Raw genomic sequence first — 15,417 nt, forward strand, 5'->3', positions numbered from 1 at the left:
CTAATACCTCCGTCTATAGTCACTGATGCTATAAAATCATATGCAATACTATTCATAAAAATTGTCTATTTTTTAGTAACTGTCATTAAGAGCAACTCTACTTATTTTACATTAAGAGACATGGAGAGGTCAAACTACGCAGCAAAATAAATAAGCACTATTAATAGTACGGCAAACCAGCATTTTAACTGGAAACTTTTTTATTAAAAGTAGCAGCTATTGCAAATACAGAATACTTGATCAGATATTCAGCTGCATCCAATACAAAGATAAAAGCAGCAGGTAAGGAATTTGATTAGCTCCCTTACTCGCTGCTTTAGTGTAGTTACTGCTCAAACATACTTACTCTTCCATTTCTGGTATCTCATCGTTTTTCGGCATCATCAAATAGCTGTAGGCAATAGCAATCAATGCACAGCCCAGCAGGATCAATCCTTGGTTATTCTGGAAAAATACCGGATCGGTCAACAGAAGCAGACCAGAAGGTACCAAGAAGATCGGCAGGTTGACTTTGATATTACTCATGATTTGCGGTGCAATCAATGCGCCAAACAACGCTGGAAGCAGATTATCAAATGCTGGTTTTATGATTGGATTATTATAAACGGGTTCAATCAGTGGTGCTAAAAACAGCATACCGAAGAACATCAGAACAGTCGTTACAATCGTACAAACAGAAACAATGATGATCGAAAGTACGTCTGATTTCTCACTTCCCGGTTCAAGATCCAATAATTTCTGACCATTGATTGCCGCAGGTACTTTTATATTTGATAAATTTCCAGTGATACAGGAAATATATAAAGCACCTGGTCCAATAATCGGTGCATACGATAGATTCTCACTGAAACCGGCAATCGTAAAGGTAAGAATGATTGGCCAAGCATTTTTAAAAATCACCGGAAAATCCAGCGCAGTTCCATAAATCCAAGACAAAACAACAGCTGACAAAACAAAAGCAGTCAGACAGAAAAATACGGTGATTCGTCCAACTCTATGAATCCTATTTGTAAAATTATCCATTTTTTCCATCCTCCTTAGCTAAAAAACGGGCTTGCGATACAGGCAATGACCATACCGGCGATCAAGCTGATTGAAAACGCATGTTCCTTCAACTTTGGGTGCTTCTTCGCCGCAGCATTCACACCCAATGCGACACCAGCTGCACCTAAAAAGGTGATCAACGACACTGGATTCTCAATATTTGTGATGTATCGTGCGGAGAACACCCCATATAACGTAACGAAAACAGCACCTGTAATGATCGGAACCAAAGCCGCATTTCGACTCATGATTTTTTTCACACCTGAATCATAGCTTTTAAGGAAGAATAGATTGAATAGATTCCCCCCAATAATACCAATGTTCATGATAAAGAAAATTGCCAAAAATACATCGATTGGAAAATCCCCTTTAGTCAAATCATAGCCGAAGGCTGTTGCTGCCTGATCGGCAACCATCCCTTCATAAGCAACTGATCCAACGACACTCAAACGCATCCACGGAATATATTTTCCCAATGCCGGAATCAGTACCAGATACCCGACGATCGCCGGAATAGATGGTATGAATGAAAAGATTGCCGTACTTTTCACCGCTTTCTTGATTTCCGCATCTGTCAAACCAATTTCCACCGCACGCTTACGAGCCATCACACTCATAATGATCGGCTGAAACAACACCAGCACAATGATCAATGTACAAATAATGAACATCGGTACCCCATTTGCCACTTTTAAAAACTCCATTTATGTTCTCCCTTCAATATTGCACCCGCTCCCCCCTGCTCTATATTCCGATAGTTGAAGCCAACCCCCTTGTTTGTATTATCCAACTACCTCAAAACAAGCAGCTGATGGACGGATGCGTCTCTTGTCTTTTTTTAGCAGACTACTCAACAATACTGCGTCGACTTTCCCCACGAGCCATTGCTGATGTACCCTTCGATTTATCTGAATGATTTATTTATTTTTCTTTAGCCATTCCATCGCAGAAATCGCATAAACTGCCGCCCCTTTTGCTAATACTTCTTCATCAAACACTACCTTCGGATGATGAACAAAATAAGGATATCCTTCTTCGCTATGCCCTGAAGACAGCAGCAGCATCGTTGATGGTACTTCCTGTGTCACATAGGAGAAATCCTCAGATCCGCCAAGCTTATTCATACCAACGATATCCGGTGACGCAATATCATCCGGAAAGACTTTTTCCAGTGCTTCTTTGATATCAGCAGAAACAGAACCGTCAACCTCTACAGTCGGACAACCTTCAATGATCGTTGCTTCAACCGTTGCGCCAAAGCTTTGAGCGATCCCTTCAGCTATTTCAGGAATACGTTTAAAAATGAACTTTCGCACTTTATCATCAAAGGTTCGAATCGTTCCTCTCATGTAAGCCGTGTCAGGAATTGCGTTGTCAACCACACCGCCTTCCATGATCGTTGTTGAAATCACTGCGCTGTCATACATCGATATTTCTCGTGCTTCCAATGCATGCAGGGCAAGATGGATGTGACTCATCACAGTCAAGGGATTGATGCTCAGCTCAGGCATGGCCGCATGACCGCCTTTTCCTTGTATTTTTATTTCAAACCAATCAGACGTAGAGGCAAAAGGTCCGGCTTCCGGAACTAACACCATGCCGCTTTTCAATGGCAGTCCTGGGAACACATGGATCATTGCTGCCGCATCCACCTTGGGATTTTCTAAAATCCCTTCTTCAACCATGACTTTTGCTCCTTGCAAAATTTCCTCCCCCGGCTGAAACATTAATTTTACCGTTCCTTCCAGTTCGTCTTCATGCTCTTTTAATAATTTTGCTGCGCCATAAAGCATCGTTGTATGGAAATCGTGCCCGCAGGCGTGCATATTTTCATTCTCCGATTGAAAGTCCACTTCTGCTTCTTCTTTAATAGGTAAGGCATCCATATCCCCACGTATCAAGAAGCACTTGCCTTGCTTCCCAATCGTTACAGATAAGCCCGACTCTCCTACAAGCTTCGGCTCTAATCCAAGACCTTCAAGCTTTTCTTTTACTAATGCAGTCGTCTTAGGCAAACTCAACCCAATTTCCGGTGACCGATGCAGTGTTCTACGCATTTCAACTAATTCACCCTGTAACGCCTTTGCTTCATCATTTAACTTTCTCATTTTCTAATCTCCTTCTCATTTTTTCCAGACTATTATAAAAATAATATGTTGTCAATATTTCTAACATAAAAAAGTTTTCAATAAGCAAAGAAAACTTTTTTTCTTTTTCATTTTTTTGACACCTAAATAAAAAAACGGCTTCAATATAACAGATGATTTTGATTTTTTTCAATTCCCTTCTACTTTATAGAATATCCAATTCCCTTTCCGCTATAGTCTCGCCTAAAAAACAATGCCATTTTTCATAATCATCGCTTGACACATGACTGTTCGTTCATATATAATAAACGTGTAAACATGAACAACTATTCATATATAAATCAAAACGATTCCTATTTATTAGAGTAGGACTAAATAAGCAGCAAGGAAAGAAGGTCGAATAAGATGGAACATACACACGAAGAAACAACTCACAGTCATGATCATGCCGGCTGTTCACATGAACATGGTCATGGAAAAATGCCGGTCATCCTGTTTTTCACAGGAGTCCTGTTGTATTTTGCAGCATTCCTTTTACCAGAAGACAGCCTGATCCGAACTATTTTCTATATTGGTTCCATGCTGGCAGCAGGTCATCATGTAATCATTGAAGGCTTTGGTGAAACTTTTAGCGACACGATCGAAAAGAAAAAATTCACACCAAACGTACACATTTTAATGACATTAGCAGCAATTGGTGCATCGATCATTGGTGATTTTGATGAAGGAGCGCTTCTGATTCTTATTTTTGCCGGCGCTCACTTTCTTGAAGATTACGCTGAGGGAAAAAGTAAACGTGAAATCACCAACCTATTGAAGATGAACCCTACAGAAGCTCGTTTATTACAAGATGATGGGACAACAAAATTAGTTCCCGTATCTTCATTGCAAATTGGGGACACCTTGCAAGTATTGAATGGCGATCAAATCCCTACAGATGGAATGATTGTAAAGGGAACTGCTGTGATCGACGAATCTTCAATCAATGGCGAAAGTATGCCAAAAGAAAAAACGATCGGTGATGTCGTTTTCGGCAGCACAATCAATGGCAACAGTGCATTTACTATGGAAGTGACAAAGGACAGTAAGGATACTGTCTTTGCTAAAATCATTCAGCTTGTGGAGCAGTCACAATCCAACCTGTCTAAAACAGCAACAAAAATCAAACAAATCGAACCAACCTATGTGACTGCGGTATTGATCATTGTACCGTTATTCATCCTGATTGCTCCATTCCTACTTGGCTGGAGCTGGCAAATAAGTTTTTATCGAGGCATGGTTCTGTTGATCTCAGCTTCACCTTGTGCGTTGGCAGCCAGTGCTGTTCCGGCAACCTTATCTGGAATTTCTAATCTTGCCAAACGCGGTGTTCTATTTAAAGGCGGTGCCTTCCTTTCTAATCTGGCTGATATCAAGGCCGTTGCCTTTGATAAGACCGGTACACTGACAGAAGGAAAACCCAAAGTAACAGATTACTACTTCCAAACAGAAAACAAAGAAACGGAAAAAGAATGGTTGACGATTCTTTCCTCTATGGAAAAAACAGCAAATCATCCTTTAGCAAAAGCGATACTGGAAAAATTCCCTGCAAAAAGCACATTGGAGCTGGATGTAACCAATGACATCGGAAAAGGGCTCTCAGCAACAGTAGCCGGTCATTCTTATCAAATTGGTAAACCCGATCTGTTTGAACAAGTACCTCCAATTATTCATAGAAAAAAGGAGCAGTATGCTCTTGAAGGCAAAACAGTGATTTACTTCAGTGAAGATGAAGCAGTCGTTGGCTTGATTGCCATGATGGATGTGCCGAATCCTGAAGCAAAACAAGTGATCAGCTATTTGAAGCAGCAGAATATCCACACTACAATGATCACTGGTGATGCAGTTGCCACAGGTCAGGCAGTTGCTGAGCTTTTAGGGATCGATGAAGTTGCTGGAAATGTTCTGCCTGAAAACAAATCTCAAATCATCCAGGAGCAACAAAAGAAATACGGTATGACAGCGATGCTTGGTGATGGTGTCAATGATGCACCAGCTTTAGTAGCAGCAGATATCGGCTTCGCCATGGGTGATGGAACAGATATTGCCATTGACGTTGCAGATGCTGTCTTGATGAAAAACGACTTGAAGAAATTCAGCTATGCCCATAAAGTATCTAAACGATTGAACAAAATCGTTTGGCAGAATATCGCCTTCTCTATGTTCATCGTCGCTCTATTGGTCATCTTGAACCTATTTGGAAAAATGGATATCGCTATTGGCGTGATTGCTCATGAAGGAAGTACTTTGCTCGTTATCTTAAACGGATTGCGTATGCTGCTGCCGATGGATAAATAATGCAACAGAGGTTGTGACAGAATGATTGTCGCAACCTCTGTTTTTTTCTTAATACAGTTATAGGTTATACCATCAGGTACACCTTCGTCCTCGTTTCTTTTCATGGAATTATCATTTCAAGCTAAATATCTGTAAAATCAGTAGAAATTTATGGTATGGTGGTAAAGGATAAAAACCTTAGGATCTGGAGGCTTTTGAATGGAAAAATTCGCAGCTCATACACTGCTTTCTCACAGTGAGGTAAAGAACTATTTGATTGATACCTTACAGCTATTTGAAGAAAACACACCCCTGATCATCGAAGAAATCGGTGATGGGAATATCAATTATGTATTTAAAGCAACGGATAGTGCCGCAGAAAAAAGTATCATTGTTAAACAGAGCGATACATTATTGCGTTCTTCCGGTCGTCCACTGGATATTTCACGAAATAAAATCGAAGCAGACATCCTGAAGCTGTATCATCAGTTGGTCCCCACTTATGTGCCTGAGGTCTATGCTTATGATGAAAAGCTGGCATTGATTGTTATGGAAGATATTTCAGCCTGTAAAAATCTGCGACACGAATTGATGGTCGAACAGACATTTCCTACTTTTGCTGAAGACATCAGTACTTTCCTTGTCACTACCTTGCTGTCAACGACAGATTTATGTTGGGATAAAAAAGAGAAGAAACAAATGGTCAAAGCATTTACCAATATCGATATGTGTGACATCAGTGAAGATTTGGTTTTCACTGAACCATACAACAATTATAAAAATCGCAATGTGATTATTGAGGACAATCAAGAATTTGTTGAAACACATATATATAATAATCAAGCCCTGATTGGAGAGGTTGCTCAGCTGAGAAGCAACTTCATGAACAATGCACAAGCTCTTCTTCATGGGGACCTGCATTCCGGCTCTATCTTCGTCAGCCAATCGGCGATGAAGGTCATTGATCCTGAATTTGCCTTCTATGGGCCAATGGGCTATGACATCGGGAATGTCATCGGCAACTTATTTTTCCCACTGGCAAGAGCAGCTAATTATTCAGCAAACGAAGCATTTTCCCAATGGCTGACTGATACGATCGAGACCATTTATGATCTGGTAGAATCGAAATTGACTCTGGCATATGATCAAAAAGTTACGCTGTCGCTTTACCAAAATGAAGCCTTCAAGGCTCACTACATCAAAGAAATCATGGCTGATTCTTTAGGCTACGCAGGAACAGAAATCATTCGTCGTATCATTGGCGATTCAAAAGTAGCTGAAATCTCAGAAGCACCAGACGGTACGCAGCGTGTGCTGATGGAACGTCATTTATTGAAATTTGCAGAAGCATTAATCCTGAATCGCAGCGAAATCACTACGGGTAAGGAACTACTGGAACTATATCGCGTGAGTGCCCCCCTTGCGCAGCAGAATGGAGGATGATCATTAGTGATGAAACGAGCCGATAACGATATGCCCTTTTTACTGACTTATGAAAATGTTGCTTGGTATGAGAATGGAAAAGTTCGAATCCTCGATAGACGTATTTATCCGACAGAAATTTCATTTGTTGAATGTACTACCCACACAGAGGTTGCCCAAGCAATCACAGATATGGTCACTCAAAGTGCCGGACCTTACACAGCAGCCGGAATGGGCATGGCTCTAGCGGCCTATGAGGCAAAAGGAAAATCAGAAGCTGAACAGCTGGCGCATCTGCTTCAAGCGGCTCAGACAATCGGGCATGCCCGACCAACAACCGCCAACAGAATGACACAGATCACGATGAATTGTGCCGAAGTCGGCAAAGCAGCACTGGCTGCCGGAAATGATCCAGTTGAAGCCATTTTTTTTACAACATTGGAATCATTGAACAGAAGATACACAGTCATGGATCAAGTGGCAGAACACCTGATGACTCAGGTTTCGCCAAATAGCAGTGTCCTTACCCAATGCTTCGGTGAAACAATCGTAGGTACCTTTCTCCGAGCAGCAAGAAAAAAGAATTACGACCTGAAGATTTATTGTGCCGAAACCCGTCCTTATCTTCAAGGGGCTCGATTAACGGCTAGTTGCGCTGCAGATCTGGGCTTTGATACGACAGTCATTACAGACAATATGGTTGCCTATGCAATGGAGAACAAAGGTATTGATGTATTCACTTCTGCTGCTGATACGATTGCTCGAGATGGACATATCGCCAACAAAATCGGCACAAACCAAATTGCTCTTTTGGCACAGCACTACGAGATCCCCTATTTTGTTACAGGGATTCCTGATAGTGATAAATTCGGCAAACAGGATATCATCATCGAAGAACGTGATCCTAAGCAGGTCTTGGAATACCGGGGTATCCCCAACACGCTGCCAAATGTGAAAGCCATTTATCCCTCTTTTGATATCACACCGCCTAACAGGATCAATGGCGTGGTCACAGATAAGGGCATCTATTCTCCGTATGATTTGGCCACCTATTTTACAAAAGAAGAAACTCGTTTTTATTGATTGCACAAACGATTCAGCAACACTGATACGTTATTATTAAGGGTGCATCTATAGCCTCAGACGGAACTCCCGCAGTTCCGTTACTGATATTCTAGACATCCTTAAAGAAAGAGGAGTAATTACCCATGAAATATATGAAGGAAAGAAAACAGCTCGTTGATTACGGGAAAAAGATGCTTGAGGAAAGCCTAACAACTGGTACAGGAGGCAATCTCAGTATTTTCATCCGAGAGGATCAGATCATGCTGATCACACCAAGCGGTATTCCCTACAATGAGACAACTCCGGAGGATATTGTTGCACTGGACTTGAACGGAAATGTAGTAGAAGGTACTCGAAAACCTTCAAGTGAATATGACATGCATCGCATTTTTTATCAAAAAACAGATACGATCAATGCCGTTGTTCATACCCATTCTGAATTTGCAACAGTCTTTGCCTGCCTACAGGAAGATATTCTTCCTCTTCACTATATCATCGGTTCTGTTGGTAAAAAAATCAGATGCTGCAAGTACGAAACCTTCGGTACCTACGCACTCGCTGAGGAAATTTACCGAACGATCGGTGATGATAAAGGGCTGCTTTTGGGCAATCATGGCACGATTGCTATCGGCGAAAGCCTGGCGGATGCCTTTTCTGTTGCCAAAGATATTGAATTTATCGCAAAACTTTACTACCGTGCTCGTGCAATTGGCACGCCAGTCTTATTATCTGAGGAACAAATCGATGAGGTGGTCGAAAAATTCGGTACCTACGGACAGCTGAGAACACACGGACAAAATTAAAAAAAAGATGGCGACACACAACTGGTGTCAGCCATCTTTTTTAATTATTACTGCCTACCGCGATGTCCATTTCCGTGTCCAGTACCATGAGTCGATGAATAGCCGTGATTACCTGTTCCCTGACCAGTAGTCTGACCTGTTCCTTGACTGCTGTTATTCACACAGCGGCCGTCACAAACGCCATTATAATGCCCAGTACCATCACAGATACCCATACCGCTACCCATGTGATGTCCAGTATTCGTCGAACCACTGTTGTTCACACAAGTGTTGTCACAAACACCCGTTGCATGAAAGCGACCATCGCATGCACCAACAGTTTGATTAACCTGTGTTCCCGATGCTTCTTCAACAACCGTTTCCACTACAGGTGCTTCTTGCGTTAGCTGTTCCTGTATGGGTTGTTCCTGAACAACTGGCGTCGTCTCTATTGTCTTCTGCTGATTTTCAAAAGTTCTCTTTTCAGCCCTGTTTTTCTTCAGTGTATTGGTTAGACTAGTTGCCTTTTTGCACACTTCTGTCACCTGAATACCTGATCGATAACCAGCTGATGGGACATGTGTCTCATTCCTACGCTCCGAAGCTCTACTATCGGCAGTGGTACTTCCCAGACTGATTCCTATCACTCCAACAGTCACTACTGTCAGCAGTACACCCAATATCTTTTTCATTTCCTCACCTCGCTTTCCTCTTCACTGCCAAGTGTAAAAGGAAAGTGTGACAAAACTATGGCAGTCTGATAGAAAACTCAGGCATCATTTTTTTATAGGTAAATAGATATCAACAATCACATGCTTGTCGTCTGTGTTTTCAAGGACAATGGTCCCTGAATGACGCTGAACGATTTGCTGGCAAATAGCCAAGCCCAGACCGGTCCCCTCTTCTATTGCAGATCTATCTCCTCGATGAAAAGCCTGGAACAGCTCTGCTTTATCAAGGCTTACAGGATAACTGCTTGGATTACTCAGTTGGATATGGAGCTGATCCTCTGCTGATTCAAGTAAAAGCTCGATCTTCGCATTTTTCTCACTATATTTATGTGCATTTTCCAGTAGATTTTTTATCAGCTGTGTCAGACGTCCTTGATCTCCCTCGATATAAACAGGGGCAGTCAGCCAATTATCGAAAATGAATTCCTGCTGTTTTTCAGCCAACTTCAAACGATAAGAACGAACTGCATCCTCAATGATTATTAAAGGATCTACCTCTTCCTTGACTAAAGAAAACCCAACAGCCTGTAATCGGCTCAGCTCCAATAAGTCATTGACCAAGCGCTCTAAGTATCCCGCCTCTTTCAGCAATTGCTCATGGTAGTTTTTTTGCTCTTCCGGCGAGTCGACCAAACCATCCGTCAACGCTTCTAAAGAGCTTTTCATAACCATGACCGGTGTTCGTAGTTCATGAGATATTTGAGACAGAAACTCCTTTTCATTCTGCTCTTTGCTTATTCGTGCCTTTTCGGCTTTTTCAAGACGATCCCTCAAAATCGATAAACGATCGGCCAACTCATTCAGCTCGTCCTCAGTGTGAATAGCCAGCGGAGCCGGATATTTTTCTGCAATCAAGGCATTCGTGTAACTCTCCATTTCTTTGATCGGTGCTGTAAAACCTTTTGCCAATCTAACTGAAACTAAAATACTGATAGCTAATGCAATCAACAAGCTGACCAAGAGAATTAGATAACCGTTCGCCTGATTTTGATGGATCGCAGCCACCTCAGAATACATGACAATCACGCCTACAACTTCGTTATCAATAATGATTGGCAGAGCGCTGGTCACTGCATTCAGCTGAAGCAAACTCCCCTCTTTTTCTACCACAGACTGCTTTGTTTGATAAACCTCTGCAACTAGCTTCTCCGCAGTTGATGGTATCGGAATATCTGTGTCTGTTGAGTTATGATGTCCTTTCAAAAGAGTATTTTGCTCCTTGTCAACAACCCAAACGCTATCCCCGGCGATTTGATTGATGAAATTCAAATATGCACCATACCCCATCATACCGCTATGATTGCCTGATGCCCCCCGCTGTGTGCGAGTATCTGTAGAGAAATAGTCTGTCAAGGTCTCTTGAATGACCTGCCCTCGATGCGTCATCTCTTCCACATGTAAATCCTCTGTCTGTCTTGTAAAAATCACACTAAACAGCAAACCAATTATCACTGTCATGGTAACTAACAAAATAGAAAACAGGCGAATCAGACGACCGGATATATGTTTTTTCATGTCGTCACCTCAAAGGCATAGCCAGCTCCCCAGATTGTTTGTATATGGCAGACAGAATCACTATTCTTTAATTTCGCTCGTAAACGTTTGATATGACTATCAACCGTTCTCGCGTCGCCAAAATAATCAACACCCCAAACACTGTCCAGAAGATTTTCACGTGTAAATACTTTTTTAGGAAACTGGACAAACAGCAGCAGCAAGTCGAATTCTTTTTTCGTTAGTGCCAGCTTACTTCCCGCAGCCGCAACCTCCTTTGTTTCTATGTCGATCCTGATATCCTCATATGAAATCCGCCGGTCTGTACCGGCTTTCTCAAATTGAACTCTTCGAAGCAATGCATTCACACGAGCAACAACTTCTTTGGTAGAAAATGGCTTAACAATATAATCATCTGCACCGATTTCCAGACCGAGAATGCGGTCCGCATCCTCTGATTTTGCCGTGATCATGATGATCGGAACTGTTGATGTTTCTCTTATTTTCCGACAAACTGCATAGCCGTCCAGCTCAGGCAACATGATATCCAACAAAATCAAGTCATAACGTTGGCGTTCGAAGGATGCCAAGGCTTCCTTGCCGTCATAAACTGCATTTACTTCATAATCTGCATGAATCAAATATTTTTTTAGTACTTCAACGATCTGTCGATTATCCTCAACGATCAATAATTTAGGCATGACGTTCTCCTTAACATTAGGCTGATTTTCCTTACACTCTTTCTTCCCCAGTGTAATTGACTATTAATAGCATACATTTTCTGACGGCATTTTGTCTACACCGTCCATTTATAAACGCTGCAGTTTTTTCTAACGGAACTTAACCGTTGCGCCTTTGACTATTCAAGTTAAAATCTATAGAAAAGCCTAGATTGATTGTCTACTCGCTTCTCAGAGTATAAACAAATAAAGCGGATATAACATGTAAATGCTGCACCCGCTTTAACAACTGTTCTTAAGTCGTCATTTTTTTATATTTTCTGATTTTCTTTAACGCCCATTCATAATGACTGGTTGTTGCAGAAACAAAATAGCTGCCTAACGCTGAGCTGCCTACCCATGGAAAGACTTTTTTGGCAAATAACTCATCATTTGAAAACTGTTCTGCCAGCTTCATTACCTTCACATGACTTTCTTTAAGCAAAGACAGGGCCTCATCGTAGGAGCTATCCTTGTGTTTTTCTACAAATTCTACATTCATGGCTCCATACGTTCTCCAATTATATCCCTCTTTAAGAAATTGTCTGCTCTCTCCATTCAGATTTGAATCTACCCAGTCTAACAGCATTTGCTGCCACTCATATAAATGGATCAGTACATCATGAATGTTCCGATCTCGTTTCCAATGCTCGCCCTTTTCTTTCTCTAAATCAAAAGAAAATGTGCCCGTCAGTTGTTCCGCAGTCATTGAATCAAGCAGCTCAATCAATTTGTCATAGTTTGTACTCGCCGTTTCAATAAGATCTTCTTTCGTCGTCGGTCTAGCCATTTTAAACATCTCCTCTTTCATTCGATTATTTTGCAATCATGTCATTAAGCTATATCTAAAATATAAACTATTACGTAAGGTATGAGTCAACAGATAATTTTTTTATTTTTGTTCAGGACATACCACCTAAGTGATAAGCCTCTTTTGAAGTTGTAGTATTGTAGCTGCTTCAATGATCACGCATTTCTATATTATTGAGTTCTCCAGCTGAACCATTTTCTCTGGATAATCGTGAGCGTACATCTCAAACGCTGTTTCCTTATCCGTTCCATCCAACAAACAAAAAACAGGATAAGAAATTTGTTCTGTAAAATAAGCGATTTTCTGCAGCTCCGAATCTGTAAATACTTCGTCGCTACTTCCCCAGCTTTTCCCTAAATGAACGATTGTCCAAAAATCTGCAATCATTTCTTTGTTCACTTGTTCCTCCTGAATGCAATCCGCCAACAGGTACGTAAGTTGAACCACCTCGTGAAAAGCCTCTTCCAAAAGCTGCTTCCCTTTGAACGGTCTCAATAAGCGAACGAACCCATTCTCCCAAAATGGATCCTCGATGTCCTCATTTCTTGACGAATGAAAAGATAATTTCCGTTTTGCCTCTTCTCTATTCATAGATGTCTCCTAGTCTCCTAACCTGTTTTTGTCGAAAAAATTCCTTTAAACTTAAAGTGATAAGGTACACTTATTGCCCAATATAAAATGCCTGCTGACACATAATAAACAGCTTTATTCCTTAAGTTTCTACAATCAAAAACTACAAAGCTTTCGCTGAAGTCCAAGCTTATTGGAGAGTACATGTCCTATGATATATCTCTCTTCATTTCTCCTGTTAAGGTCTGCCTCTTATTTTAGGAAAATTTATTTATTAGCCGTTCCCTCACTCTTCTTCCTCCAACATACGAACGAAGCTTTCGAAATCCTTTGCTAAAAACGTTATCTTATAATCCATCTCTTGATCCACATGCACAACAGCTGGTACATCCTTAGAACCGTATACTTTGTAGTCTAAGAAAATCATATCATGACCGGCTGATGGACAATCACAAATGGCAATCCCGATATCAGGATATCCCCACTCCTCTATCCAGAACCGACTGCCAAAATTGCCGAGCAGCGCATTCGACCCTGTGATCCCGATATTAAGAAACCCTTCGATTGCCACACTGTTTTCTGACCAGCTTGTCGGTGTCTCAGTTCTGCACCCATCTTTCAGCGGTATTCCACCATTCTGTTTTTTCATAAAAGAAAGATAGGACAACGGCAGCTTGTAACCAAGCTCTTTTTCAATACGAGCTACATCAGAGGAGCCAAATCTTCCCCCTTCATAGTTTGCCTTCGCATAATCCGAAACTTTCCAAAAGCCTTCAAAATCAAAATCTTTCCAATATGTATCTATTGATTCACTACTCATCCTGGATACTCCCTTTTTCTTCTTTTTATTAGATGTGTTCACAGCTCTTCTCTCCTCCATTATACCAACTGAGACTTGCCCTTACAGTGGAATTCTTGGTTCTTTTTTAAGGAGTCAAATATTTTTCAGTCCTTTCCTAACAATTTCTAACAAAAAAACAACCTAGAAGGCAGCCTTACGTACTGTCCTTGGTTGTTTTTCTCATAACTGCTAACAAAGATATTGCCGACTATAACGCTTCAATAGTTCTCTATTTAACACGCATCTCTGGTACGCTCTTCCTACTCAGCTTTCCTATAATCTGAAAAATCTGCACAGCACTTGTTTCATTCTTAGGTTCACTTTTTCGGTGCGACGCTTTGGCGATGCTTTATTTCATGAGCAATTCGTCGGTTATTATTTTGATCATCTCCATCGATGATTTCTGTAAGTAGCTTAGCTGCTTCAAAACCAATTTCCCTCATATCCTGGGAAACTGAGGTCAGTTCCGGTGTGACATAAGACGCAAGGATAATATCATCGAAACCGATGATCGATAGATCCTCCGGCACCTTTATACCCATATCTTTGACAGCCCTCATTGCGCCGATCGCCATAACATCGCTGGCACAAAATAGCGCAGTGATTTCTTTATTCGTAGTGAGAAGGTTCTTTGTAATAAAATATGAGATGTCTTCTTCAAAATTTGCATATTGTATATAGGATTCTTTCAAGGGAATAGCATTCTCTTTCAAGGCTTGACAATACCCTGTCTCACGTAATATGCTCACATCAGCATCTCTGCTTCCGTTAATCATCCCAATACTCTCATGGCCCTGTTCAATCAGGTAGTTTACCGCCTCAAAAGCAGCCTTTTGGTTATCAATCGATACAGTTCCAACCTTTGGATTCTTTACAGACATATCCACCAGCACTGTCGGCAAAGAAGTTTCCTCAATTTCCTGATAGTAGGGGTCCGTCATCTTCAATCCCTGAATCACCGCACCGGTAATGTTATGCTCGTTACAAAATTGGCGAAAAGTCTTACTCAACTGTTTCTCTGTGCTTGTTGCGTAAAATACAAACTCATAATCAGATTTCTCAGTATATTTATAGACACCATCTAAAACCTCCATTGGCATGGTAGATTTCCGTGTAAAATTCAACTCATTCAAAATCAATGCAATGGTTTGCTGTTTTTTTGAGGATAGTGTGCGTGCTGCCATATTCGGCGCATAATCCAGCTCTTTTGCAATCTTCAAAATTTTGTCTTTGGTTTCTAGATTGATATCTGTATAGCCATTAAATACTTTTGAGACTGTCGCAATAGAGACACCCGCCTGCTTTGCCACATCTCTTATCGTTGCACGCATATTCTTCAGCTCCTATTTTACTCATATTTCCTGTCTATTTTCCCCTCAGCTCATCGTTGGATCACCAACCCGCCAACCGCGTTCTTTCATACTCAGCCATTTAAGACGTATTTCTCCAAATAGAAAGACATGAAAGAGATACCACTTACTCCTTCAGCAGTCGATACCTCTTCTTTTCCATGATTCTATCCAAAAGACAGCTAT

Annotated in this window: 14 protein-coding genes; 4 read left to right on the top strand and 10 right to left on the bottom strand. The window is 41.2% G+C overall.

Features of this window, described 5'->3' with window-relative positions; all coding sequences use genetic code 11:
* Window positions 1-342 precede the first annotated feature (342 nt).
* The 3 genes from I6N96_RS06710 to I6N96_RS06720 all read right to left on the bottom strand — a co-directional run bounded on the left by I6N96_RS06710 (window position 343) and on the right by I6N96_RS06720 (window position 3,152).
* Window positions 343-1,023, bottom strand: a complete 681-nt coding sequence (locus tag I6N96_RS06710) for a hypothetical protein (RefSeq protein WP_209556798.1) — start codon at window positions 1,021-1,023, stop codon at window positions 343-345.
* A 14-nt stretch (window positions 1,024-1,037) separates the two neighbouring features.
* Window positions 1,038-1,748: a DUF5058 family protein gene (locus tag I6N96_RS06715; protein WP_209556799.1), complete on the bottom strand. Its 711-nt coding sequence runs from the start codon at window positions 1,746-1,748 to the stop codon at window positions 1,038-1,040.
* A 213-nt stretch (window positions 1,749-1,961) separates the two neighbouring features.
* The gene (locus I6N96_RS06720; protein ID WP_209556800.1) at window positions 1,962-3,152 is read right to left on the bottom strand and encodes a M20 metallopeptidase family protein; all 1,191 of its coding nucleotides are present in this window, start codon (window positions 3,150-3,152) and stop codon (window positions 1,962-1,964) included.
* 384 nt (window positions 3,153-3,536) lie between these two features.
* On the opposite strand from I6N96_RS06720, the gene I6N96_RS06725 reads away from it, so the two are divergent.
* The 4 genes from I6N96_RS06725 to I6N96_RS06740 all read left to right on the top strand — a co-directional run bounded on the left by I6N96_RS06725 (window position 3,537) and on the right by I6N96_RS06740 (window position 8,737).
* Entirely contained in the window at window positions 3,537-5,468 is a 1,932-nt protein-coding gene (locus tag I6N96_RS06725; protein ID WP_209556801.1) for a heavy metal translocating P-type ATPase, read from the top strand.
* A 198-nt stretch (window positions 5,469-5,666) separates the two neighbouring features.
* Window positions 5,667-6,890 carry an S-methyl-5-thioribose kinase gene (gene mtnK, locus I6N96_RS06730; protein WP_209556802.1) on the top strand — a complete coding sequence of 408 codons (1,224 nt, stop codon included), beginning with the start codon at window positions 5,667-5,669 and terminating at the stop codon, window positions 6,888-6,890.
* A 9-nt stretch (window positions 6,891-6,899) separates the two neighbouring features.
* A complete protein-coding gene (locus I6N96_RS06735) occupies window positions 6,900-7,952 on the top strand; it encodes a s-methyl-5-thioribose-1-phosphate isomerase (RefSeq protein WP_209557140.1) in 1,053 nt (350 codons plus the stop codon).
* 125 nt (window positions 7,953-8,077) lie between these two features.
* The gene (locus tag I6N96_RS06740) at window positions 8,078-8,737 is read left to right on the top strand and encodes an L-fuculose-phosphate aldolase (protein WP_209556803.1); all 660 of its coding nucleotides are present in this window, start codon (window positions 8,078-8,080) and stop codon (window positions 8,735-8,737) included.
* A 47-nt stretch (window positions 8,738-8,784) separates the two neighbouring features.
* Here I6N96_RS06740 and I6N96_RS06745 read toward each other — a convergent pair whose 3' ends face one another.
* From I6N96_RS06745 to I6N96_RS06775, 7 genes are all read right to left on the bottom strand, one after another.
* The gene (locus I6N96_RS06745) at window positions 8,785-9,408 is read right to left on the bottom strand and encodes a hypothetical protein (protein ID WP_209556804.1); all 624 of its coding nucleotides are present in this window, start codon (window positions 9,406-9,408) and stop codon (window positions 8,785-8,787) included.
* An 84-nt stretch (window positions 9,409-9,492) separates the two neighbouring features.
* Window positions 9,493-10,962 (bottom strand): sensor histidine kinase, encoded by a 1,470-nt coding sequence (locus I6N96_RS06750; RefSeq protein WP_209556805.1) that lies wholly within the window; start codon window positions 10,960-10,962, stop codon window positions 9,493-9,495.
* Window positions 10,959-11,642, bottom strand: a complete 684-nt coding sequence (locus I6N96_RS06755; protein WP_209556806.1) for a response regulator transcription factor — start codon at window positions 11,640-11,642, stop codon at window positions 10,959-10,961. Before I6N96_RS06755 ends, I6N96_RS06750 begins: the two co-directional genes overlap by 4 nt.
* A 274-nt stretch (window positions 11,643-11,916) precedes the next feature.
* The gene (locus tag I6N96_RS06760) at window positions 11,917-12,450 is read right to left on the bottom strand and encodes a ClbS/DfsB family four-helix bundle protein (protein ID WP_209556807.1); all 534 of its coding nucleotides are present in this window, start codon (window positions 12,448-12,450) and stop codon (window positions 11,917-11,919) included.
* A 186-nt stretch (window positions 12,451-12,636) separates the two neighbouring features.
* Window positions 12,637-13,062, bottom strand: a complete 426-nt coding sequence (locus I6N96_RS06765) for a hypothetical protein (RefSeq protein WP_209556808.1) — start codon at window positions 13,060-13,062, stop codon at window positions 12,637-12,639.
* 265 nt (window positions 13,063-13,327) lie between these two features.
* Window positions 13,328-13,861 carry an SMI1/KNR4 family protein gene (locus I6N96_RS06770; protein WP_245186875.1) on the bottom strand — a complete coding sequence of 178 codons (534 nt, stop codon included), beginning with the start codon at window positions 13,859-13,861 and terminating at the stop codon, window positions 13,328-13,330.
* 338 nt (window positions 13,862-14,199) lie between these two features.
* Window positions 14,200-15,213, bottom strand: a complete 1,014-nt coding sequence (locus I6N96_RS06775; RefSeq protein WP_209556809.1) for a LacI family DNA-binding transcriptional regulator — start codon at window positions 15,211-15,213, stop codon at window positions 14,200-14,202.
* Window positions 15,214-15,417: the final 204 nt, after the last annotated feature.

Source organism: Enterococcus larvae (assembly GCF_017830045.1).
GTDB classification, from domain to species: domain Bacteria; phylum Bacillota; class Bacilli; order Lactobacillales; family Enterococcaceae; genus Enterococcus_L; species Enterococcus_L larvae.

Bases quoted from the DNA above. Each gene is read 5' to 3' on its own strand.
- I6N96_RS06770 (WP_245186875.1), bottom strand. From the start codon at position 13,861: ATGAGTAGTGAATCAATAGATACATATTGGAAAGATTTTGATTTTGAA.
- I6N96_RS06740 (WP_209556803.1), top strand. From the start codon at position 8,078: ATGAAATATATGAAGGAAAGAAAACAGCTCGTTGATTACGGGAAAAAG.
- I6N96_RS06755 (WP_209556806.1), bottom strand. From the start codon at position 11,642: ATGCCTAAATTATTGATCGTTGAGGATAATCGACAGATCGTTGAAGTA.
- I6N96_RS06710 (WP_209556798.1), bottom strand. From the start codon at position 1,023: ATGGATAATTTTACAAATAGGATTCATAGAGTTGGACGAATCACCGTA.
- I6N96_RS06760 (WP_209556807.1), bottom strand. From the start codon at position 12,450: ATGGCTAGACCGACGACGAAAGAAGATCTTATTGAAACGGCGAGTACA.
- I6N96_RS06765 (WP_209556808.1), bottom strand. From the start codon at position 13,062: ATGAATAGAGAAGAGGCAAAACGGAAATTATCTTTTCATTCGTCAAGA.
- I6N96_RS06715 (WP_209556799.1), bottom strand. From the start codon at position 1,748: ATGGAGTTTTTAAAAGTGGCAAATGGGGTACCGATGTTCATTATTTGT.
- I6N96_RS06750 (WP_209556805.1), bottom strand. From the start codon at position 10,962: ATGAAAAAACATATATCCGGTCGTCTGATTCGCCTGTTTTCTATTTTG.
- I6N96_RS06720 (WP_209556800.1), bottom strand. From the start codon at position 3,152: ATGAGAAAGTTAAATGATGAAGCAAAGGCGTTACAGGGTGAATTAGTT.
- I6N96_RS06725 (WP_209556801.1), top strand. From the start codon at position 3,537: ATGGAACATACACACGAAGAAACAACTCACAGTCATGATCATGCCGGC.
- I6N96_RS06775 (WP_209556809.1), bottom strand. From the start codon at position 15,213: ATGCGTGCAACGATAAGAGATGTGGCAAAGCAGGCGGGTGTCTCTATT.
- I6N96_RS06735 (WP_209557140.1), top strand. From the start codon at position 6,900: ATGAAACGAGCCGATAACGATATGCCCTTTTTACTGACTTATGAAAAT.
- mtnK (WP_209556802.1), top strand. From the start codon at position 5,667: ATGGAAAAATTCGCAGCTCATACACTGCTTTCTCACAGTGAGGTAAAG.
- I6N96_RS06745 (WP_209556804.1), bottom strand. From the start codon at position 9,408: ATGAAAAAGATATTGGGTGTACTGCTGACAGTAGTGACTGTTGGAGTG.